The organism is Nonomuraea recticatena, assembly GCF_039533245.1.
GTDB classification, from domain to species: domain Bacteria; phylum Actinomycetota; class Actinomycetes; order Streptosporangiales; family Streptosporangiaceae; genus Nonomuraea; species Nonomuraea roseola.
In genome coordinates, this window is the sequence record NZ_BAAATE010000028.1 from 53,649 (window position 1) to 73,228 (window position 19,580).

Here is a 19,580-nt window from a genome sequence, read left to right on the forward strand (position 1 = left end):
GGTGTTGATGTCAGTGCATGGCCCTCCGCCGTGTCCTGGCTCTCATCGCCCTGCTGGGCGCGGTCGCGATGGCCGCGCCCACGCCCGCACCGTCCGCACCCGTGCGCGGGTTCGTGGACGCTCACAGCCATCTGATGTCGTATGAGGCGTTCGGCGGCAAGCTGCTGTGCGGCAAGCCGTTCGACCCGGCAGGCGCCGCCCGCGCGCTGCTCGACTGCCTCGACCACCACCCGAACGGCGAGGCCGCCTGGTTCGAGAACTTCACCAGGACGGGCTCGCCGGTCGGCACCCACGACCCCGTCGGCTGGCCGACCTTCAAGGACTGGCCGGCCCACGACTCCCTCACCCACCAGCAGGCCTACTACGAGTGGATCGAGCGCGCGTGGCGTGGCGGCCTGCGCGTCATGGTCAACGACCTGGTGGCCAACAGGCAGCTGTGCGAGATCTACCCGCTGAAGAGCAACCCCTGCGACGAGATGTGGGCGATCAGGCGCGAGGCCCAGCGCACGGTCGAGCTCCAGAACCACATCGACACGCTGTCAGGCGGTCCTGGGCTCGGCTGGTTCCGGGTGGTGAAGAGCCCGGAGGAGGCGCGCGAGGTCATCGCGGCGGGCAAGCTCGCCGTCGTGCTCGGCGTCGAGACCTCCGAGCCGTTCGGCTGCCGCACCACGCTGGGCGTCCCGCACTGCACCAGGGCGCAGATCGACCGAGGGCTCGACGAGATGCACGCGCTCGGCGTGCGCAGCATGTTCGTCTGCCACAAGTACGACAACGCGCTGTGCGGCGTGCGCTTCGACTCGGGCACCCAGGGCGCGATCGTCAACCTGGGCAACCTGCTGTCCTCGGGTGGCTTCTGGCGGGTCGAGAGGTGCAGGGGGCCCGAGCACGACAACCCGATCTCCCCCGCGGTTCTCCCGCCCGAGCTGGCCCGATGGCTGCCGCCAGGCGTCGGCCTGCCGGTCTACCCGCCCGCCCCGCACTGCAACCCCAAGGGGCTGACCTCGCTCGGACGCCACATGGTCGAGGGCATGATGCGGCGCGGCATGATGATCGAGATCGACCACATGAGCGTCAAGGCCGCCGACCAGACGCTCGACCTGCTCGAGGCCGCCGGCTACCCGGGCGTCATCTCCTCCCACAGCTGGGCCGACCCCGCCTTCCTGCCGCGCATCTACCGCCTGGGCGGCATGGTCACCCAGTACGGCCACGCGGCCGAGGAGTTCGCCGAGGAGTGGCGGCGCACCCAGCCGCTGCGACAGGAGAGCGGACGTCCCGGCTACGGCTACGGCCTGGACGCCAACGGGCTCGGCCCGCTGCCCGCGCCACGGGCGGGAAGCGCCGTGACCTACCCCTTCCTCTCCTTCGACGGCGCCGTCTCGCTGGACAGGCCGCGCACCGGCGAGCGGGTCTGGGACTACAACGTCGACGGGGTGGCGCACTACGGCCTGGTGCCCGACTGGATCGAGGATCTGAGACAGCTGGCGGGCCAGCCGATCGTGGACGACCTCGCCTCGGGCGCGGAGGCCTACCTCAGGACGTGGGAGGGGGCTACAGCACCCGCAGCGCGATGACGCACACGTCGTCGGAGATGTCGCCGTCCAGGCGGGCGAGCACGCACGCGATGCTCTCCTCAGGGTCGTCGGTGTGGCAGTCGCCCGCCGCGCCGACCAGGGCGTCGAGCCCCGCCTGGACGTCGAGGCCGCGCCGCTCGACGATGCCGTCGGTGTAGAGCACCAGCACGTCGCCGGACTCGAGGACGGTGGTCGTCAGCTCGTAACTCATGGACTCAAAGGCGCCCAGCATCACGCCGGGCGAGTGGTCGAGCAGCGTCGCCTTGCCCTGGCGCACGAGCACGGGGGAGGGATGGCCCGCACTGGTCCACGTCAGGGTCCTGTCGGCGGGGTCGAAGTGCCCGATGATCGCGGTGCCCGTCGCGGTGACGCCCTCGTTGTTGTGGTACATCAGGTCGTTGAGCCAGGTGGCCAGCTGGGCGGCGTCCGCCTTGGTGTAGGCCAGGCCGGCCAGGCCGTACCTCATCTGGGCCATCAGGCCGACGGCGGTCAGGCCGTGCCCCATGGCGTCGCCGATGGCCAGCAGGACCCTGCCGTCGGGCAGCGGCCTGGCCTTGAACCAGTCGCCGCCCAGCCTCGGCACGTCCTCGGCGGGCCGGTAGCGCAGGCCCATCCGCAGTCCGGGCAGGTCGAGCGCGCCCGTGCGCCTGGGAAGGATGGAGTCCTGGAGCCGGACGGCGACCTGGTGCTCCTCCTCGGCCCGCTGCCGCTGCGTGACGGCCTGCTCGTGGGCGACGGCCAGCGCTCTCTCCCTGCGGCGGCCGGCGGTGGTGTCCTGGACCAGCATCCGGATCTTCACCGGCAGGCCGTCCTCGTCGAGGATCGGCTCGCTCACGGTGCGCAGGTGGCGCAGGCCGTACCTGTTCTGGACCCGATACTCGTTCTCGGTGGCCTCGCGGTACCTCAGCAGCGTGCGCATCTGCTCGTCCACGAGCGGGACGTCCTCGGCCACGACCGCGGCCGGCAGGTCCTCGAGCCTGATCGGGCCCTCCGCGGGGCGCCTGCCGAACATCTCGTACATCTGCTGGGTCCACACCGCCGTGCCCGTGGCCAGGTTCCACTCGCCCCAGCCGAGCTCGGCGATCCGCTGCGCCCTCTCCCACCCGGCGACCAGGCGCTCCTCGTCGTCGAGGGTGCGCCAGCTGGCCAGCACACCGTCGCCCGCCCTGACCGCCCGCACCATGATCGAGGCGGGCCAGAGCAGCCCGTCGCGGGCCTCGACGTACTCCAGCGGTCCGCGCGTGAGAGGGGCGCCGCTCTCGTAGACGGACAGGTAGTCGTCGAGGACGCCCGACTTCACCACGCCAGGACTGGTCTCGACGAGACGACGGCCGCGGAGCTGGTCTGCTCCGCGGCCTGTGACGTCTTTCGTGTGCCGGTTGGTGGCGGCGATCAGGAAGTCCACCACCCGCCCTCCCGCGTCCTTGACGGGCACCAGGTAGGCGGCGGAGGCGTGCAACGCCTCCAGCACCCCCGTCATCCACGCAGGGACGACGGGCTCGCGCGTCTCCGCCTGCGCCAGGGGCGGCGGGGTGACGTCCCTGGCGACCTCCAGCAGGTCGATTCCGCTGTCGCGCGAGAGCCGCCTGAGGTGGTCGGCCGCCTCGTCGGGGCGGAGGTTCATCCGCGCCGCGAGCCTGCAGACCGCCTCGTCGATGGCGGCCTCACGCCGCATCCGCCTGCGGAGGACGGCGAGCTGGTCCCTGATCATGGCCTTCGTGGCCGTGCTGTCCTGGCTCACGTGTGCCTTGTGCCCCGCTGGAGGGCGGAAAGGCAGGGCCATATCCTATTTTGGGCAAACCCTCAGGCAGACAGGGCGCTCGTCCCTGCCCACCCGAGGTGGTCATACGTTGAAAATACTGACGCCTCCGGGGCCGACGAGGAATCCGAGAACGATGAGGACGATTCCCCAGAGAATGTCGCGACGGGCCAGGATCACGTAGATCCCAGCGATGACGAGGATTACTGCGATGATCCAGAGCAAAGTAGCCATGGAACCTGAGCTGCCCCAGAGGAAAGCCGTCTAACATTCAACCCGGCGGGAATGGGCCGATTCATGACAACATTCGGCTATTTCCTGGCATCGGAGGAACACGGCCCCAACGAGCTCGTACGGCAGGCCCAGCTGGCCGAGCGCTCGGGCTTCGAGGCGCTGTGGATTTCCGACCACTACCACCCGTGGCTCGACGAGCAGGGCCACAGCCCATTCGTGTGGTCGGTCATCGGCGGCGTCGCGGCCACCACCCGGCTGCCCGTCACCACCGCCGTCACGTGTCCGCTGGTCCGCATCCACCCGGCCGTCATCGCCCAGGCCGCCGCCACCAGCGCCGCCATGACCGAGGGCCGCTTCCGCCTGGGCGTCGGCACGGGCGAGGCGCTCAACGAACACATCACCGGTTCGGTGTGGCCGCCGGCCGAGGAGCGCCTGGAGATGCTCGAAGAGGCCGTCGAGGTCATGCGCAAGCTGTGGCAGGGAGACCTCGTCACGCACAGGGGCGCCCACTACCGCGTCGACACGGCCAGGCTCTACACCCTGCCCGACCAGCCGCCGCCGATCTACATGTCAGGGTTCGGCGCCAAGTCCGTCGAGCTGGCAGGCCGCATCGCCGACGGCTACATCTCCACCGGCCCCGCCGCCGAGATGGTGGAGCTGTTCCACAAGTCGGGCGGCGAGGGCAAGCCGGCGGCGGGCGGTCTGAAGGTCTGCTACGCCCCTGACGAGGCGCAGGCCAGGGCGACGATCCACCGGCTGTGGCCCACGCAGGGCATCAAGGGCGAGGCCGCTCAGCTCCTGCCGCTGCCCAGGCACTTCGAGCAGCTGGCCGAGATGGTCACCGAGGAGGAGGCTGCGGGGTCGAGCCCCTGCGGGCCCGACCCCGAGGTCCACGTCGAGGCCATCAGGAAGTACGTCGAGGCCGGGTTCGACGAGGTCTACATCAGCCAGATCGGACCCGACCAGGACGCGTTCTTCTCGTTCTACTCCGAGGAGGTGTTGCCGCGGTTGCGGTAGAGGTCCACCAGCGGCTGAAGGATCCAGAACCACGCGCCGCTCACCGCCACGGCGCCGGCGAACAGCGCGGCGGGCCAGTTGTTGATCACGGTCTCGGTGACCAGCGCGACCGCGCTGGTCATCGCGATCAGGAGGAACACCGCGCCCGCCACGCCCAGCTCGTTGGCCCTGTGCAGCATCTTCTCCTTCAGTCCCGTGCGGAAGAAGAGCCGGTGCTGGGCGGCGGGGGTGATGAAGCACACCGAGGCGAACGCCGCGGCCATCAGCGACACGAAGAACAGCCATCGGCCCAGCGTGTCGACCCTGGGGAAGCCCGCCTGGAAGGGAAGCGTGAGCAGGAAGGCGAACAGCACCTGCACCCCGGTGACCGCCACCCGCAGTCCCTGCAGCAACTCGGCCAGCTCGCGGTCCACCCGCTCCTTGTGGCTCTCGCCGGGCTCGCCTTGGGACTCTCTCACTCCGCCTCCTTCATGAGCTTGGCATAGCCGAACTGCAACCAGTCCGAGACGGCCACGGCCGTCATGGTCGAGCCCGCCAGGCGGGTCATCCGCGGGGCGAAGACCAGGCCCGCGGCGTATGCGGTGGCGATCCACTGGGCCAGGCAGAAGGGGCAGGCGACCAGCTCGCCCATCGCGCCACGCGGCTCCTCCTTCAGCTCGGCGGGGCCGCTCACCCCTTTGAACCTGGTGAACGGGGCACGCAGCGGGCTCGTCACGCTGTCCTTGGCCAGTGTGCGCGACAACCGGTGGGTGCTCACTCCCATGAGGAAGAGATCGAGAACGCCCACCCGCTCGGGAGGCTTCTTGCCCAGGAGGGCGGCCAGCGCGACCGCGGCCGTGACGGCTCCGCCGTACGTCGCCATGATCCGCAGGTAGCCGCCGACAGGGCGCCCGTACTCCTCGGTGATCTCTGTCATGGAGGGCTCGCTACCCTTGCCGGGCAGGTCTAGTCGCCGATCGTGCGGGTAGCTGTCGCCACATGGGCAGCCACAGCCACGAGGTCACCGATTCAATCTTGGAGACGTTGAAGCGAGCCAGCTCCGGGCTCAAGGACGCGGGCGTGCGGTTCGCGCTCGCGGGAGGTTGCGCCGCCTATGCGCGAGGAGCCGCTCCTTCCCTGCACGACGTGGATTTCGTGATCATGGAGAAGGACGTGCCCGCCGCGCTGGAGGCGCTGATCAGGGTCGATTTCACCACCGCGAAACCGCCCGAGGACTGGCTGGTGAAGGCGTACGACGAGGGTCGCCTGGTGGACCTCATCTTCAGGATCTCCGACCGGCCGGTCACCGAGGAGTTGCTGGCCAGGGCCGAGCCGCTGAAGGCCTCGGCGGTGATCGTGCCGGTACTGGAGGCCACCGACCTGGTGATCTCCTGGCTGCTGCCGATGTCGGAGCACGCCTGCGACTACGGATCTCTGCTTCCGCAGGTGCGCGCGCTGCGTGAGCAGGTCAACTGGAACAGGGTGGCGGCGGTCACCGAGCACTCTCCCTATGCCTTCACCTTCCTGACGCTGCTGGAACGCCTGGAGGTCATCGACAAGCCGGTCGAGGCGGTGATGGACGACAGCTGGCCGTGACGGCACCGGCCATGCGACACCAGGGATGAGACACCTGGCGCCGGGAGAAACCAGTCGTGAGAACCCGGCAATGAGAAAGGGCCGCGCCCCCTGCGGGGCGCGGCCCTTCTGCCTCCTGTGTCAGAAGGTCTGGGGGAAGCGGCCGTAGTAGTCGCCCAGCCGCTGCCGGTAGTCCGGCTCCTTGAACGAGCCCTCGTCGAACTCGGGGGCGTTCTTGATCTCTTCCTTCGTCCTGGAGACGTAGACGTTGCGCTCCTGCGGGTCGATGCGGGTAATCACCGAGCCGGGCAGCATGACCTTCTTACCGAAGATCCACGGTCCGGTGTCGATGATGACGTAGCTCTCGCCGACCTCGTAGGTCGCCTCGTCGATTGACCCGATCTTGCCGTCCGTCGCCTGGACGTGGTATCCCACGAGGTCCAGACTCTGGTTGCGGTCGTAGACGTCAGGACGATAGTTCCAGAGCTCCATAGGTGCTCTCTCCCTCTCTTCTTTCGTCTTGTTCGGGCCCGCCCCCACTACCCCGGCAATTCCCCATCAATCAATCCGCGCGCGGGAAACAGCGCCGCCGTCCGATGGATTTCAGGAAATGGCCAGGTAAAGGGGTATTTAACCGTGCCGGACCGCCGACGTAACTCTCTTGAGGATGCGGTCCCATTCGGTGCCGAACGGGTTTTCCTGCACCATGTACGTCCATGTCGCCGAGGGGCGCTTCAGGTCACGGGCGGGGTCCTCGAACGACTCGAGCGAGCGCCGCTCCACCTCGGCCAGCAGCGTCTTGTACTCCGCCACCGCCTCGCGCTGGAACTCGTCCACCGGGCTCATGCGCCCGAGCGCGCGCAGGTGGATGCCCTCGCGCAGATCGCTCAGGAAGGCCAGGTGCTCGGTCCAGCAGGTGTCGATGGCGTGCAGGACGATCTGCCTGGCGCGATCGTCGCGGGTGTCCTCGTCGAGGGACTCCCAGCGCTCGGGGTCGGCCTTGGCCAGCGCCTGCGCGGCCGAGTCGCCGTGCAGGACCTTGTCGCGCCACTCCAGGATGAGCTCGCGCTGGTGCTCGAGCAGGCGGGTGTAGCGCCAGGTGTTGCGGTGGATCTCCAGGTTGACGCCCTCGGCGACGCGCTGGGCGTGGGCGATGAGGTAGGCGCCGCGGCGGTGCCGTACGACCCCGTCGGGGTCGGCGGCGGGCGGGCGCTCGTCGGGCACGTACTGGGTGATCAGGTCGTCGCGCATGCTCGCGAAGAAGACCGAGCCTCCTGGGTCGCCCTGGCGGCCCGCGCGCCCGCGCAGCTGGTCGTCCAGGCGGCTGCTGACGTGCCGGCCGGAGCCGATCACGTAGAGGCCGCCGAGTTCGGCCACGCCCTCGCCGAGGCGGATGTCGGTGCCCCTGCCCGCCATCTGGGTGGAGACGGTGATCGCGCCGAGCGAGCCCGCCCTGGCGATGATCGAGGCCTCCTCCGCGTCGTTCTTGGCGTTGAGCACGACCGGCTCCATGCCGCGGCGCTGCAGCAGCTTGGCCAGGTTCTCCGACTCGGCCACGTCGAGGGTGCCGATGAGGATCGGCCGCCCCGTGGCGTGCATCTCCTGGATCTCCTCGACCAGCGCCGCGTCCCTGTCGGGCCCGGACGGGTAGAGGCGGTCGGGCTCGTCCAGCCGCACACACGGCTTGTTCGGCGGGATGACCGCCACCTTGAGCCCGTAGAACTCGCCGAGCTGCTCGCTGACCGCGACGGCGGTGCCCGTCATGCCGCACACCTGCGGGTAGCGCTTGATCAGCCCCTGCACGGTGATCTGGTCGAGGATCTCGCCCTTCTCCGTGGGGGAGAGCGTCTCCTTGGCCTCCACCGCCGCCTGCAGTCCGTCGGGCCAGCGCTGCAGCAGCGCGACCCGCCCGCGCGAGGGGTTGATGAGCTGCACCTTGCCGTCGCGCACGATGTAGTCGACGTCGCGCGTGAGCAGCGCGTGCGCGTGCAGCGCCAGGTTGAGCTCGATCAGCGTGCCCGGCTCGTTCTCGTCGTAGAGGTCGACGCCGAGGATGGACTCCACGCTGTCGGCGCCCTTCGGCGTCAGGAAGACGTTGCGCGACTGCTCGTCGATCTCGTAGTGATAGCCCCTGACGAGGGTGCGCACCAGCGCCGCCATCTCGGGCACGGCGTCGCCGGGGTCGGCCGCGCCCGCCAGCACCAGCGGCACGCGCGCCTCGTCCACGAGCACCGAGTCGGCCTCGTCGACCAGCGCCACCTCGGGCGGGGGCATGATGATCTCGCCCGCGTCGGTGCGCATCCTGTCGCGCAGCACGTCGAAGCCGATCTCGCTGACGGGCCCGTAGCAGATGTCCTTGCCGTAGGCCTCGCGACGCTCCTCGTGCGTGGAGTTCTGGCCGATCCAGCCGACGCTGACGTCGAGCGCCTCGTAGAAGGGCGCCATCCACTCCGCGTCGCGCTGCGCCAGGTAGTCGTTGACGGAGATCACGTGCACGCGCTTGCCCTGCAGCGCGTAGCCGGCCGCGGCCATCGCGCCCGACAGCGTCTTGCCCTCACCGGTGGCCATCTCGGCCACGTGCCCGTGCAGGAGCGCCAGCGTGCCGAGCAACTGCACGTCGTACGGCCTGAGCCCCAGTGTCCTGTCGGCGGCCTCGCGCACGACGGCGCAGAAGTGCGCCAGGTCGTCCATCTTCGGCTCGGGCAGCTCGTCGGGGAAGGACAGCTTGCCGGCCGCCTCGACGATCTTCTTGTAAGGGGTCAGGTTCAGGCCTCCTGGCCGGTCCAGAAGATTCCTGAAAAACCCGGAAAACGACGCCACGACTCCTCCAACGAGCGCTCTGTCGGCACCGGTTCCCGTACGTGTCCGGTACGGCGGCGCCCGCCGTACCGGACACTAGCTCATCCGCGCTCGTGCACGGTGAGCACGACAACAGCGCCGAGCAGAACGAGGCAGCCCGCCGCGGTGAGAGCCGTCAGACGCTCACCGAACAGCAGCACGCCCAGGGCCGCCGCGCCGACCGCCTCACCCAGGGAGATCACCGAGACGGTGGTCGCCTTGAGCGCGGACAGGCTCCTGAAGTAGAGCCCGTACGCCAGGGCGGTAGGCACCGCGCCCAGGTAGAGCAGCAGGGCCACGGTCGGCAGCGTCACCTGCGGAACGATGCCCTCGGTCATGGCGAAGGGCGCCAGGCACAGCGCGCCGATCGCGAACCCGCCGACGGCGGTGCCGTAGGGGTCGTCGTGGTGCCGCCTGGAGTGCAGGGTGACGGCGGCGTACCCGGCCGCGGACAGCAGCGCGAGGCCCACCCCTGCGAGTGTGGCGGTGGCCTCGGGCCCGGCGCCGCTCGAGCCCGCCGTGAGCACGACCAGCCCCAGCAGCGCGGCGCCGACGCAGGCCGTGCCGACCCTGTCGAGCCGTTCGCCGAGGAAGAGCCTGCCGCCCACCGCCGTGAACAGGGGCGTGGCGCCCATCGTGACCACCGTCGCGATGGCCACCCCAGAGGTGGCGATCGCGCCGAAATAGGCGGTCTGATAGATCGCCATGCCCACCCCCACCAGCAGCAGCCTGCGGTGGGTGCCGGGCCTGCGGCGCACGATGGTGATCAGGAAGAGCGCGCCGAGCAGATAGCGCCAGAGCGAGACCCCGAAAGGGCCGAGGCTGGTGGACTGGAAGAGCAGGGACCCGGCCGCGCCACCGGTGCCCCAGGCGGCCGCGGCCACCGAGACGTACAGCACGCCGCGCCGTACGGAAACTTGCGTCATTGATCTCTCCGGAAGGAGTGGTTGTCGACGTTCGGCCCGTAGGCGGGCGGCAACCACTCCCGGATCACCCAGGATCCGGAGAACTACAGGAGAGTGCCGCCCGCTAGTGCGCGGGGGGCGGAGAGATCACGAAATACGGCACGACTTCACCTTAGCGTCTGCCGTACCTGACAGCAGCTGACAGGTATGCCTGCCAAGGTGGGCCCATGACAACGAAGGCAAGCCTGATCGCCGTCACCATCGACTGCGAGGATCCGGTCAGGATGGCGGAGTTCTGGTCCAAGGTGACCGGCTTCGACATCCAGGTCGCCGAGAGCGAGTACTCCGCGGTCGGCGACGGCACCACGAGCATCTACTTCGGCCGTCTGCCCGGCTACAAGGCTCCCGCGTGGCCGAGCGACGACAAGCAGTTCCACCTCGACTTCCGCGTGCCGGACGTGGCCAAGGCGGTCGAGGAGTACGAGGCGATCGGCGCCACCAGGCCCGAGTTCCAGCCGGGCGAAGGGTGGGTCATCATGCAGGACCCTGAGGGCCATGTGTTCTGCGTATGTCCTGAGAGGTCCACCTAAAGTCTGATTCAAGCGATGGCGCAGGGACTCTAAGCTGGACCAATGCTCCTGAGAGGTTCCACGCCCCTGCGCGGGCGCCCATGACGTGGGTAGGCCTGATCATCGCCCTCGCCGGGGCACTGGGATACGCGGTCGGCGCCGCGCTGCAGCAGTTCGAGGCGGTCGCCGAGGGCGCCTCGTTCAAGCTGGTCAAGCGCCCCCGATGGTGGATCGGCGGCGTCATCGGCTTCACCGGCGCCAGCCTCCACGCGGTGGCGCTCAGCTTCGCGCCTCTCGTGGTGGTGCAGCCGGTGTCGGTGGCCACGCTGGTGTTCGCGGTGCCGCTGGCCGCCTACCTGTACGGCCGCAAGCCGTACAAGGCGGAGATCTTCGGATCCATCGCCGTCGCGGTCGGCCTGCTCTGGCTGACGCTGCTGGTGCCGCACACGAACGTGAGGCCGGAACTGTCCTCGGCCTCCGCCCTGGGATTCCTCGCGGTCATCGGGGCGATCGTGCTGGTCGCGAACGCGGCGGCGCGCAGGTCGCGAGGGCCTGCCAAGGCGCTGCTGCTGTCGGTGGGCGCGGGGGTGGTGACCGCGAGCGTGTCCACGTTCGTCCGCGTGGTGGGCGGCGGCATGGAGGGGGACCTCTCCAGGCTCGTCCACTGGTTCACGCTGGCCATCCCCCTCCTGCTGGTCTGCGCGGTGGTGCTGCTGCAGCGCTCCTACGCGGTCGGCTACTTCGGCATCGCCTACGCGGGGGTGCAGGTCATCGACCCGATCACCTCGGTGCTCGCCGGCGCGATCCTGCTGGGCGAGCCGCTGCCCACCTCTCCCTCCACGGCCGTGCCCGCGCTGCTCGCGGCGGCGCTCACGGTCGGCGGCACGATCACACTCGGGCGTCTCGCCCCTGACCAGTCCAGGCCGACTCCGGAGGTGTCCATCCCAGTACCTCATCCATCGAGCGCAGCATCAGATCGGAGCTGAGCCTGCCGGCCAGCGACATGCCCATGTCGCGCAGCCGTACGGCCAGCGGGTTGCGTATCGTGGTGGCCCTGCAGATCTTCGTCGACTGCGCCACCACCTTCGAGGTACGCGCCAGCCTCGCCTCGGTGTAGGCGGGCAGGTTCCGCGCGTTGGCGGCCAAGACGATCGCGTCCTCGATGGCCTGGCACGCGCCCTGACCCAGGTTCGGCGTCATGGGGTGCGCGGCGTCGCCGAGCAGCGCCACCCTTCCCCTGTGCATGGCCGGCAGCGGCGTGCCGAGGTAGTAGACGTCGTTGCGGATGATGTTCTCCGGCCTGGCCGACTCCAGGAGCGCGGGGATGGGCCGGTGCCAGTCGCCGAACCTGCGCAGCAGCCCCGCCCGCTCGTCTCCGTGGGGCTCTCCGGCGGGCGCCAGGTCGGTGGCGTAGAGGTAGACGAGGTCGCCGGCCAGCGCGTGGACGCCGACGACCAGGCCCCTGCCCCACGACTCGGTGCTCTCGACGACGAGGCCGCCCGGGTCGGGGACCAGTACCCGCCACGCGGTCACGCCTGAGTAGACCGGGTCGGGGTGGCCGGGGAAGAGTGTCCTGCGCGTGGCGGAGTTGATGCCGTCGCCCGCGATCACCAGCTCGGCCTCGAACTCGCCACCGGCCACGCCCTGGCCGGTGACCGTGCTGACCACGCCCTTCTCGGCGTCGACGCCGGTGACCGTGGTGCCGAGACGCAGGTCTCCGACCCGGTCGGCCAGCAGGTCCATGAGGGTGGCACGCAGCATGATGGCGCCGGAGTCGCCGTAGCGGCCCGCCGCCTTCTCCTCGGTGGTGTGGATCAGCCACCTGCCGCGCGACGTGCGGACGCCGCCCCTGCCCTGGAGCCTGGAGAGCCGGCGGACCTCGTCACCCAGCTCGATCGTGTCGAGCGCCTTCAGTGCGTTGGAGGCGATCGCCAGGCCCGAACCCACAGGTTCGAGCCTCGCCGCGCGCTCCAGGACGGTCACCTGCCACCCGCGCCGCTCCAGCGCGACGGCTGCCGTCAGCCCGCCGATGCCCGCCCCGATCACCACAGCTCTGGACATGCCGCCCCACTTCCTCACTACGTCTGTAGTTCGCGACCCTACTACAGACGTAGTTCGACTACAAGTGTAGTCTTTGCCTCGTGAAACGTTCGGAGACCGTCGCGGAGGCGGCCATCACCCTGCTCGCCGAGCGCGGCATGCGCGGCCTGACCCACAGGGCGGTGGACGAGCTGGCGGGGCTGCCGTCCGGCTCCACCTCCAACCTCGCCCGGACGCGCGCGGCCCTTCTGGAGTTGACGTTGCTGCGGCTGACGGAGCTGGAGGAGTACGCCTTCGCCCCGGCCATCGAGGCGGGCGGCTTCCCCGCTTCCGGCGCCACCGTGGAGACCGATGGGCCTCGGCGCGCAGGGGCCACCCCGGCAGCCGACGCCTCCCCGCCGGCGAAGGCCGCGGAGAGGGCCGGCGGTCTCCCTCCCGCCGGGGCCGCTGAGGGAGCCGGTGGGCGTCCGTCCGCCGGGGCGGCTGAGGGGGGCGGCGGCGGCTTCTCTCCCGCCGAGGCCGCTCAGGGGGTCGGTGGAGTGAGGGCGATGGGGCTCGGCGAGCTCGTGGGGCTGATGGCCGAGGTGCTGGTCGTGCAGTTGAGTGACAGGCGGCGCACGCTCGCCCGCTACGAGCTGGCGCTGGAGGCGACGCGCCGTCCCGAGCTGCGTGAGATCTACGACAGGGTGGGCGCCAGGTTCCGCGAGCCCGCGGTCGCGCTGCTGGCCGCGGCGGGCTCGCAGGACCCCGTACGGCACGGCAGGCAGCTGGTGGCCTACGGCGAGGGCATCATGTTCGACGCGATCGCGGGCGCCGGAGTGACCCCCTCGATCGAGGACCTCACCGCGGGGTTGACGGAGTTCCTGTCCGGCATGCTCAGGTGACGGGCCGTGCTCAGGCGAAGGCGGCCTGGGTGAGCCTGGCGCGGTGGGCGGGCCACTCGTCGTCGAGGATGCCGAAGACGACCGTGTCGCGCCACGTGCCGTCGGGGCGCGGCCTGTGCCTGCGCAGCGTGCCCTCGTGCACCCCGCCGATGCGCCTGATCGCCGCCTGCGACCTCGTGTTCAGGTGGTCCGTCTTCAGCTGCACGCGGTTGTAGCCGATCACGTCGAAGGCGTGGTCGATGAGCAGCACCTTGCACGAGGTGTTGACCGCCGTGCGCCACACCGCCCTGCCGTACCAGGTCCAGCCGATCTCCACGCTCTGGTCGAAGCCGGGCACGTCGAGGTAGGTCGTCCAGCCGACCGCCCTGCCGCTCTCCTTCAGGACGACCGCGTGCGCCGCGTACTTGGGGCTCTCGATCACCTCGGCGGCCACCGAAGCGAGCTGCTCGGCGGTGCGCGGTGTGGCGACGGACAGCCAGCGCCAGACCTCGTCGTCTCCTCCTCCCGCGAGGAAGAGGTCGGGGACGTGGTCATAGGTGAGCGGCTCCAGCCGTACGACGGCGTTCTCGAGCACGACGGGAGAGGGCAGCTTCGCGGTCATGCCGGACACCGTATCGACCGCTCCCACCTGCTCTTATGGCCACCGGCGCGAAATTTCGCGGGACCACTTGTCGACAGCCATACCGGCCGGTCGGTAGGGTCGGCTCATGGACTTCGCCTTCGACAGCGTCACCGAGGACCTGCGCGAGCGACTGCTGCGCTTCATGGACGAATGCGTCTACCCGGCCGAGGAAGCCTTCGAGGAGCAGGCGGCGACCAGCGGCTGGGGGAGTCCCCCGCTGATGGCCGATCTCAAGGAGGAGGCCCGCAAGCGGGGTCTGTGGAATCTCTTCCTGCCCGGTGACCACGGAGCGGGCCTGACGAACCTGCAGTACGCGCCGCTCGCCGAGATCATGGGGCGGAGTCCGAGCATCGCTCCGACGGCGACGAACTGCGCCGCGCCCGACACCGGCAACATGGAGGTGCTGGCCGGGTTCGGCAGCGAGTGGCAGCGCAAGGAGTGGCTGCGCCCGCTGCTCGACGGCGAGATCCGTTCCGCGTTCGCGATGACCGAGCCCGACGTCGCCTCCTCGGACGCCACCAACATCTCCACCCAGATCATCAAGGACGGCGCCGAGTACGTCATCAACGGGCGCAAGTGGTTCATCTCCGGAGCGATGAACCCGAACTGCAAGATCCTCATCGTCATGGGCAAGTCCAACCCCGACGCGCCCAAGCACCGGCAGCAGAGCATGGTGCTGGTCCCGCGCGACACCCCCGGTCTGCACATCAAGCGCGGCATGCACGTCTTCGGCTACAGCGACGCCGACCACGGCGGTCACGCCGAGGTGGTCTTCGAGGACGTGCGGGTGCCCGCCGACAACCTGATCGGCGAGGAGGGCGGCGGCTTCGCGATCGCCCAGGCCAGGCTCGGGCCTGGGCGCATCCACCACTGCATGCGCATGATCGGCATGGCGGAGCGCGCCATCGAGCTGATGTGCAGGCGCGCCATCGCGCGCACGGCGTTCGGCAAGACGATCGCCGAGCAGGGCGTCGTCCAGGACTGGATCGCCGAGTCGAGGGTGCGCGTCGAGCAGCTCAGGCTGCTGGTGCTCAAGACCGCCTGGCTGATGGACACCGTCGGCAACAAGGGCGCCCACACCGAGATCCAGGCCATCAAGATCGCCACCCCCAAGACCGTCGAATGGATCCTCGACAAGGCCATCCAGGTCCATGGCGCGGGCGGCGTCAGCCAGGACTTCCCGCTGGCAGGGCTGTGGGCGGGAGTGCGCTCGCTGCGCTTCGCCGACGGCCCCGACGAGGTGCACAAGAGGTCGCTCGCGCACAGGGAGCTCAAGAAGTGGATGTAGTCGACAGATTCCTCGAGAACGCGCCCGCCGACCGGCTGGAGTTCCTGCGCGCCAGGTTCGACGCGGGCCTGGCGTGGGTGCACTTCCCCGTGGGCCTCGGCGGCCTCGGCGCGCCGCGCGAGATGCAGCAGGAGGTGGAGCGCGCGCTCGCGCACACCCCGCAGCTCGACACCGGCGTGCAGGCGATCGGCCTGGGCATGGCGGCGCCCACGATCCTCGCCTTCGGCACAGAGGAGCAGAAGAAGCGCTTCCTGCGCCCGCTGTGGACGGGCGAGGAGATCTGGTGCCAGCTCTTCAGCGAGCCCGGCGCCGGATCCGACCTCGCCACGCTCGCCACGCGCGCCGTCAGGGACGGTGACGAGTGGGTCATCGACGGGCAGAAGGTCTGGACGTCGGGCGCCCACCACGCGCGCTGGGCCATCCTCGTCGCCAGGACCGACCCCGACGTGCCCAAGCACCGCGGCATGACGTACTTCATCTGTGACATGCACGCCCCCGGCGTGGACGTGCGGCCGCTTCGCCAGATCACCGGCGAGGCCGAGTTCAACGAGGTCTTCCTCACCGGCGTGCGCCTGTCGGACGACCTGCGGCTCGGCGAGGTCGGCGACGGCTGGCGGGTCGCCCAGACCACGCTCATGAACGAGCGCGTGGCCATCGGCGGCGCGCCCGTCCGCAGGGGCGGCGGCATGATCGGCCTGGTCGCCGACGCCTGGCGCGAGCACCCCGAGCTGCGCACCCACGACCTGCACCAGCGCCTGCTCTCGCTGTGGGTGGAGGCCGAGGTCACCCGCCTTTCGGGGGTACGGCTGCGCGAGCAGCTCGCCGCCGGACAGCCCGGACCCGAGGGCTCGGGCATGAAGCTGTCGTTCGCCAAGCTCAACCAGGAGCTGACAGGGTTCGAGGTCGAGTTCAACCGCGACCTGGGCTACGACGACTGGGCCTTCCGCCGTTCGGAGTCGGTCGACTTCCTCGGCCGCGACCCCGGCTACCGCTACCTGCGCGCCAAGGGCAACTCCATCGAGGGCGGCACCTCGGAGATCCTGCGGAACATCATCGCCGAGCGGGTGCTCGGCCTGCCCTCCGAACCTCGCGTCGACAAGGACGTGCCCTGGAAGGACCTGCCGCGATGACGCTGCTCTACACCGACGTCGAGGACGAGCTGCGGGCCGCCGTGCGCGACCTGCTCGCCGACCGCTGCCCTCCTGCCGCCGTGCTGGCCAGGGTCGAGGGCGCGCCGTACGACCTGGGCCTGTGGAAGACGCTGGCGCGCGACATCGGGGTGGCGGGGCTGCTGGTCCCCGAGGAGTACGGCGGGGCGGGCGCCTCCGCGCGCGAGGCCGCGGTCGTGCTGGAGGAGCTGGGCAGGGCCGTGACGCCCGTCCCGTTCTTCGCCAGCTCAGTGCTGGCCACCCACGCGCTGCTCCAGGTGGGGGCGGGCGAGCTGCTGCGCGGCGTGGCGGAGGGCGATCTCACCGTCGCCCTCGTCGTGCCCTTCTCCACCTCGCCGTACAGGGAGGCCGGCGGGCAGGTCAGCGCCACGGACGGCCGGCTGACCGGCGTCGTGGGCGCGGTGGCGGGGGCGGACGTGGCCGACGTGCTGCTCGTCCCCGTGAAGGGGACGCTGCACGCGGTCCCCGCCGCGGAGGCCACCGTCGAGGTCGCGCCCTCGCTCGACCTCACCAGGCCGATCGCCACGGTCACCTTCGCCGGCTCCGTCGCCGAGCCGCTGGGCGCGGTCGACGTGGCCGAGACCCTGCGGTTCGGGGCAGGGCTGCTGGCCTCGGAGCAGCTCGGCGTGGCCGAGTGGTGCCTGGAGACGACGCTCGTCTACGTGAAGGAGCGCTACCAGTTCGCCAGGCCTGTCGGCTCCTTCCAGGCGATCAAGCACAGGCTCGCCGACCTGTGGCTCGACGTCGTGCGCGCCCGCGCCGCGGCGCGCGGCGCGACGGACGGCGCGGCGATGTCGGCGGCGGTGGCGCAGGCGTGGAACGCGGGCGTGGCGGTCCACGTGGCCGAGGAGGCCGTGCAGCTCCACGGAGGGATTGGGATGACCTGGGAGCACCCGCTCCATCTGTTCCTCAAGCGCGCCAAGTCGGCCGAGATCGCTCTCGGAACCCCCGGAGAGCACAGGGAGGCCCTCGCCGCGCTGGCCGACCTCCCTGGCCCCGCCTGACCGGGACCTGACCTGCCTGGGCGGAGAGTTGCCCAGGCAAGTCCGACATATGACCCCCTGAGGTGAGTGGCGGAGCGCCGACCTGGGTAAGGTAAACCTGGCCTAATTTAGGTTTGCCTCACTTAGGGGATTTGACGTGTTCGCCAGCTTTCTCATCGGACTGCGGGAGGGCCTGGAGGCGACCCTCGTCGTCTCCATCCTGGTGGCGTTCCTGGTCAAGAGCGATCGCAGGGACAAGCTCCCCCTCGTATGGGCGGGCGTCGGCCTCGCCGTCGCGCTGTCGGTCGGGTTCGGCGCCCTGCTGTCGTTCACGGCCGCGAACCTCACCTTCGAGCAGCAGGAGCTGTTCGAGGCGCTGACGTCCATCGCCGCCACGGTGTTCGTCACCTGGATGATCTTCTGGATGCGGGGTGCGGCCCGCACCATCGCCGGCGACCTCCGGGCCAAGCTCGGCCGGGCGCTCAACGTGGGCGGGGTCGCCGTCGCCGTGATGGCCTTCCTGGCGGTGGTCAGAGAGGGCCTGGAGACCTCGCTGCTCTTCTACGCCTCCGCGCAGGGCGCCGCCGCCACGGCGCTGCCGCTGATCGGCATCAGCCTCGGCGTGCTCACCTCGATCGTCATCGGCTGGGGGATCTACGCCAGCGCGATCAGGATCAACCTCACCACGTTCTTCACCTGGACGGGCCTGCTGCTGATCCTGGTGGCCGGGGGCATCCTCAAGTACGGCGTGCACGACCTGCAGGAGGCCGGAATCCTGCCGGGACTGAACACGCTGGCCTTCGACATCTCCGCCGTGCTCGACCCTGGCGCGTGGTACTCCGCGCTGCTGGCCGGGATGTTCAACATCACCCCCGCGCCCAGCGTCCTCGAGATGGCGGCCTGGGCGCTCTACGTGATCCCGGTGCTGTTCCTCTTCCTCCGCCCGGCCGCCGCGCCCAAGGCCGCCGAACCCGTTTCGTAACAGGAGACACCCGACATGCGCACTCCATCTGTCGTCGTCACGGGCCTGCTCGCCCTCGGCGCTCTCGCGGGCTGCTCCCAGGAGGCTCCCTCCACCCAGCCGGGCGCCGCGGGGAGCGCCCAGGCGGGCGGCCCCATCAAGGTGGCGGCCAGCGACACCGCCTGCACCGTCGCCACGTCGGAGGTCGCGGCGGGGACCTCCACGTTCGCCGTCACCAACGGCGGCACCAAGGTCACCGAGTTCTACGTCTACGCCCCCGGCGACAGGGTCATGGCCGAGGTGGAGAACATCGTTCCAGGCCTGACCCGCGAGCTGATCGTCGAGCTGCCCGCGGGCGTGTACGAGACGGCCTGCAAGCCGGGGATGGTGGGCAAGGGCATCAGGGGGCCGCTGAAGGTGACGGGCGAGGCCACGCCGCTCAGCGCCGACGCCAAGCTGGCCGCCGCCACCGCCAGCTACCAGCGCTACGTCAAGAGCCAGACCGACGCCCTGCTGATCAAGACGCAGGAGTTCGTCGACGCGGTGAAGGCCGGCGAGCAGGAGAAGGCCAAGGCGCTCTTCCCCGTCGCGCGCACCTACTGGGAGCGGATCGAGCCTGTCGCGGAGATCTTCGGCGACCTCGACCCCAAGATCGACGGCCGTGAGGAGGTCATCGAGGAGGGCATGGAGTTCACCGGCTTCCACCGCCTCGAGCGCGACCTCTGGGTGGACAAGGACGTCAGCAAGTCGGGCCCGATCGCCGACAGGCTGATGGCCGACGTGAAGCTGATCGTCGAGAAGGCCAACAGCGAGAAGCTCTCACCGCTGCAGCTCGGCAACGGCGCCAAGGAGCTGCTCGACGAGGTCGCCACCGGGAAGATCACCGGCGAGGAGGACCGCTACTCGCACACCGACCTGTGGGACTTCGCCGCCAACCTGGCCGGCTCGAAGGCGTCCGTGCAGGCGCTGCGCCCCGTGCTGGAGGAGCGCGCCCCCGACCTGGTGAAGACGCTCGACACGCAGTTCGCCGCCGCGGAGGCCGCGCTGGAGGAGCACCGCAAGGGCGACGGGTGGAAGCTGCACAACGAGCTGTCGAAGGCCGAACTGAAGAAGCTGTCGGACGCGATCAACGCCCTGGCCGAACCGGTCAGCAAGATCGCCGCCGTCGTGGCGAAATGAGGTCGTG

Annotated in this window: 20 protein-coding genes; 11 read left to right on the forward strand and 9 right to left on the reverse strand. The window is 70.1% G+C overall.

Features of this window, described 5'->3' with window-relative positions:
• The first annotated feature begins 17 nt into the window (after positions 1-17).
• Positions 18-1,571, forward strand: a complete 1,554-nt coding sequence (locus ABFX50_RS37460) for a membrane dipeptidase (RefSeq protein ID WP_346153303.1) — start codon at positions 18-20, stop codon at positions 1,569-1,571.
• Here the strand turns inward: ABFX50_RS37460 and ABFX50_RS37465 are convergent.
• Positions 1,549-3,312, reverse strand: a complete 1,764-nt coding sequence (locus ABFX50_RS37465) for a SpoIIE family protein phosphatase (protein ID WP_346153305.1) — start codon at positions 3,310-3,312, stop codon at positions 1,549-1,551. The two genes, ABFX50_RS37460 and ABFX50_RS37465, sit on opposite strands and share 23 nt — an antisense overlap.
• A 102-nt stretch (positions 3,313-3,414) precedes the next feature.
• The gene (locus ABFX50_RS37470) at positions 3,415-3,564 is read right to left on the reverse strand and encodes a GPGG-motif small membrane protein (RefSeq protein WP_164903902.1); all 150 of its coding nucleotides are present in this window, start codon (positions 3,562-3,564) and stop codon (positions 3,415-3,417) included.
• A 63-nt stretch (positions 3,565-3,627) separates the two neighbouring features.
• Between ABFX50_RS37470 and ABFX50_RS37475 the strand changes: the two genes are divergently transcribed.
• Positions 3,628-4,581, forward strand: coding sequence for a TIGR03557 family F420-dependent LLM class oxidoreductase (locus ABFX50_RS37475; protein WP_346153308.1), 954 nt, complete (start codon positions 3,628-3,630; stop codon positions 4,579-4,581).
• On the opposite strand, the gene ABFX50_RS37480 is transcribed toward ABFX50_RS37475, so the two are convergent.
• Together ABFX50_RS37480 and ABFX50_RS37485 are read right to left on the reverse strand one after the other, a co-directional pair.
• Positions 4,548-5,039, reverse strand: a complete 492-nt coding sequence (locus ABFX50_RS37480) for a DUF6328 family protein (RefSeq protein WP_346153310.1) — start codon at positions 5,037-5,039, stop codon at positions 4,548-4,550. The two genes, ABFX50_RS37475 and ABFX50_RS37480, sit on opposite strands and share 34 nt — an antisense overlap.
• Positions 5,036-5,497 (reverse strand): DUF1360 domain-containing protein, encoded by a 462-nt coding sequence (locus ABFX50_RS37485; RefSeq protein ID WP_346153312.1) that lies wholly within the window; start codon positions 5,495-5,497, stop codon positions 5,036-5,038. The genes ABFX50_RS37480 and ABFX50_RS37485 overlap by 4 nt, the downstream gene beginning before the upstream one ends.
• Before the next feature lie 107 nt (positions 5,498-5,604).
• Between ABFX50_RS37485 and ABFX50_RS37490 the strand changes: the two genes are divergently transcribed.
• Positions 5,605-6,156, forward strand: a complete 552-nt coding sequence (locus ABFX50_RS37490; RefSeq protein WP_346153314.1) for a nucleotidyltransferase — start codon at positions 5,605-5,607, stop codon at positions 6,154-6,156.
• Between the two features lie 120 nt (positions 6,157-6,276).
• Here the strand turns inward: ABFX50_RS37490 and ABFX50_RS37495 are convergent, their stop codons facing one another.
• From ABFX50_RS37495 to ABFX50_RS37505, 3 genes are all read right to left on the reverse strand, one after another.
• Complete coding sequence (locus ABFX50_RS37495) at positions 6,277-6,627, reverse strand: PRC-barrel domain containing protein (protein WP_183656679.1); 351 nt, start codon at positions 6,625-6,627, stop codon at positions 6,277-6,279.
• A 138-nt stretch (positions 6,628-6,765) separates the two neighbouring features.
• Positions 6,766-8,955 (reverse strand): accessory Sec system translocase SecA2, encoded by a 2,190-nt coding sequence (gene secA2 / locus ABFX50_RS37500; RefSeq protein WP_183656681.1) that lies wholly within the window; start codon positions 8,953-8,955, stop codon positions 6,766-6,768.
• Positions 8,956-9,035: 80 nt separating this feature from the next.
• Positions 9,036-9,899 (reverse strand): DMT family transporter, encoded by an 864-nt coding sequence (locus ABFX50_RS37505; RefSeq protein ID WP_183656685.1) that lies wholly within the window; start codon positions 9,897-9,899, stop codon positions 9,036-9,038.
• A 206-nt stretch (positions 9,900-10,105) separates the two neighbouring features.
• Between ABFX50_RS37505 and ABFX50_RS37510 the strand changes: the two genes are divergently transcribed.
• Positions 10,106-10,468: a VOC family protein gene (locus ABFX50_RS37510; RefSeq protein ID WP_346153318.1), complete on the forward strand. Its 363-nt coding sequence runs from the start codon at positions 10,106-10,108 to the stop codon at positions 10,466-10,468.
• 80 nt (positions 10,469-10,548) lie between these two features.
• A complete protein-coding gene (locus tag ABFX50_RS37515) occupies positions 10,549-11,433 on the forward strand; it encodes a DMT family transporter (RefSeq protein ID WP_346153320.1) in 885 nt (294 codons plus the stop codon).
• Here the strand turns inward: ABFX50_RS37515 and ABFX50_RS37520 are convergent.
• Positions 11,336-12,508 (reverse strand): FAD-dependent oxidoreductase, encoded by a 1,173-nt coding sequence (locus tag ABFX50_RS37520; RefSeq protein ID WP_346153322.1) that lies wholly within the window; start codon positions 12,506-12,508, stop codon positions 11,336-11,338. The two genes, ABFX50_RS37515 and ABFX50_RS37520, sit on opposite strands and share 98 nt — an antisense overlap.
• Positions 12,509-12,588: 80 nt before the next feature.
• Here ABFX50_RS37520 and ABFX50_RS37525 point away from each other — a divergent pair, with 80 nt between their 5' ends.
• A complete protein-coding gene (locus ABFX50_RS37525; RefSeq protein ID WP_346153324.1) occupies positions 12,589-13,371 on the forward strand; it encodes a TetR/AcrR family transcriptional regulator in 783 nt (260 codons plus the stop codon).
• 10 nt (positions 13,372-13,381) lie between these two features.
• On the opposite strand, the gene ABFX50_RS37530 is transcribed toward ABFX50_RS37525, so the two are convergent.
• On the reverse strand, positions 13,382-13,972 hold the full coding sequence (locus ABFX50_RS37530; RefSeq protein ID WP_346153326.1) for a GNAT family N-acetyltransferase: 591 nt from the start codon (positions 13,970-13,972) through the stop codon (positions 13,382-13,384).
• A gap of 106 nt (positions 13,973-14,078) precedes the next feature.
• Between ABFX50_RS37530 and ABFX50_RS37535 the strand changes: the two genes are divergently transcribed.
• The 5 genes from ABFX50_RS37535 to efeO all read left to right on the forward strand — a co-directional run bounded on the left by ABFX50_RS37535 (position 14,079) and on the right by efeO (position 19,573).
• The gene (locus tag ABFX50_RS37535) at positions 14,079-15,281 is read left to right on the forward strand and encodes an acyl-CoA dehydrogenase family protein (protein ID WP_183656700.1); all 1,203 of its coding nucleotides are present in this window, start codon (positions 14,079-14,081) and stop codon (positions 15,279-15,281) included.
• On the forward strand, positions 15,272-16,411 hold the full coding sequence (locus ABFX50_RS37540) for an acyl-CoA dehydrogenase family protein (protein ID WP_346153327.1): 1,140 nt from the start codon (positions 15,272-15,274) through the stop codon (positions 16,409-16,411). Before ABFX50_RS37535 ends, ABFX50_RS37540 begins: the two co-directional genes overlap by 10 nt.
• A complete protein-coding gene (locus ABFX50_RS37545; RefSeq protein ID WP_346153328.1) occupies positions 16,408-17,454 on the forward strand; it encodes an acyl-CoA dehydrogenase family protein in 1,047 nt (348 codons plus the stop codon). Before ABFX50_RS37540 ends, ABFX50_RS37545 begins: the two co-directional genes overlap by 4 nt.
• 136 nt (positions 17,455-17,590) lie before the next feature.
• On the forward strand, positions 17,591-18,415 hold the full coding sequence (gene efeU, locus ABFX50_RS37550) for an iron uptake transporter permease EfeU (protein ID WP_346153329.1): 825 nt from the start codon (positions 17,591-17,593) through the stop codon (positions 18,413-18,415).
• Between the two features lie 15 nt (positions 18,416-18,430).
• Positions 18,431-19,573 (forward strand): iron uptake system protein EfeO, encoded by a 1,143-nt coding sequence (efeO, locus tag ABFX50_RS37555; protein WP_346153330.1) that lies wholly within the window; start codon positions 18,431-18,433, stop codon positions 19,571-19,573.
• The last annotated feature ends 7 nt before the right edge of the window (positions 19,574-19,580 follow it).

What these genes read in the sequence shown, in the direction of transcription:
- ABFX50_RS37535 (WP_183656700.1), top strand. Translation starts at nt 14,079, where the DNA reads ATGGACTTCGCCTTCGACAGCGTCACCGAGGACCTGCGCGAGCGACTG.
- ABFX50_RS37530 (WP_346153326.1), bottom strand. Translation starts at nt 13,972, where the DNA reads ATGACCGCGAAGCTGCCCTCTCCCGTCGTGCTCGAGAACGCCGTCGTA.
- ABFX50_RS37520 (WP_346153322.1), bottom strand. Translation starts at nt 12,508, where the DNA reads ATGTCCAGAGCTGTGGTGATCGGGGCGGGCATCGGCGGGCTGACGGCA.
- ABFX50_RS37545 (WP_346153328.1), top strand. Translation starts at nt 16,408, where the DNA reads ATGACGCTGCTCTACACCGACGTCGAGGACGAGCTGCGGGCCGCCGTG.
- ABFX50_RS37475 (WP_346153308.1), top strand. Translation starts at nt 3,628, where the DNA reads ATGACAACATTCGGCTATTTCCTGGCATCGGAGGAACACGGCCCCAAC.
- ABFX50_RS37505 (WP_183656685.1), bottom strand. Translation starts at nt 9,899, where the DNA reads ATGACGCAAGTTTCCGTACGGCGCGGCGTGCTGTACGTCTCGGTGGCC.
- ABFX50_RS37495 (WP_183656679.1), bottom strand. Translation starts at nt 6,627, where the DNA reads ATGGAGCTCTGGAACTATCGTCCTGACGTCTACGACCGCAACCAGAGT.
- ABFX50_RS37510 (WP_346153318.1), top strand. Translation starts at nt 10,106, where the DNA reads ATGACAACGAAGGCAAGCCTGATCGCCGTCACCATCGACTGCGAGGAT.
- efeO (WP_346153330.1), top strand. Translation starts at nt 18,431, where the DNA reads ATGCGCACTCCATCTGTCGTCGTCACGGGCCTGCTCGCCCTCGGCGCT.
- ABFX50_RS37485 (WP_346153312.1), bottom strand. Translation starts at nt 5,497, where the DNA reads ATGACAGAGATCACCGAGGAGTACGGGCGCCCTGTCGGCGGCTACCTG.
- ABFX50_RS37460 (WP_346153303.1), top strand. Translation starts at nt 18, where the DNA reads ATGGCCCTCCGCCGTGTCCTGGCTCTCATCGCCCTGCTGGGCGCGGTC.
- ABFX50_RS37470 (WP_164903902.1), bottom strand. Translation starts at nt 3,564, where the DNA reads ATGGCTACTTTGCTCTGGATCATCGCAGTAATCCTCGTCATCGCTGGG.
- ABFX50_RS37515 (WP_346153320.1), top strand. Translation starts at nt 10,549, where the DNA reads ATGACGTGGGTAGGCCTGATCATCGCCCTCGCCGGGGCACTGGGATAC.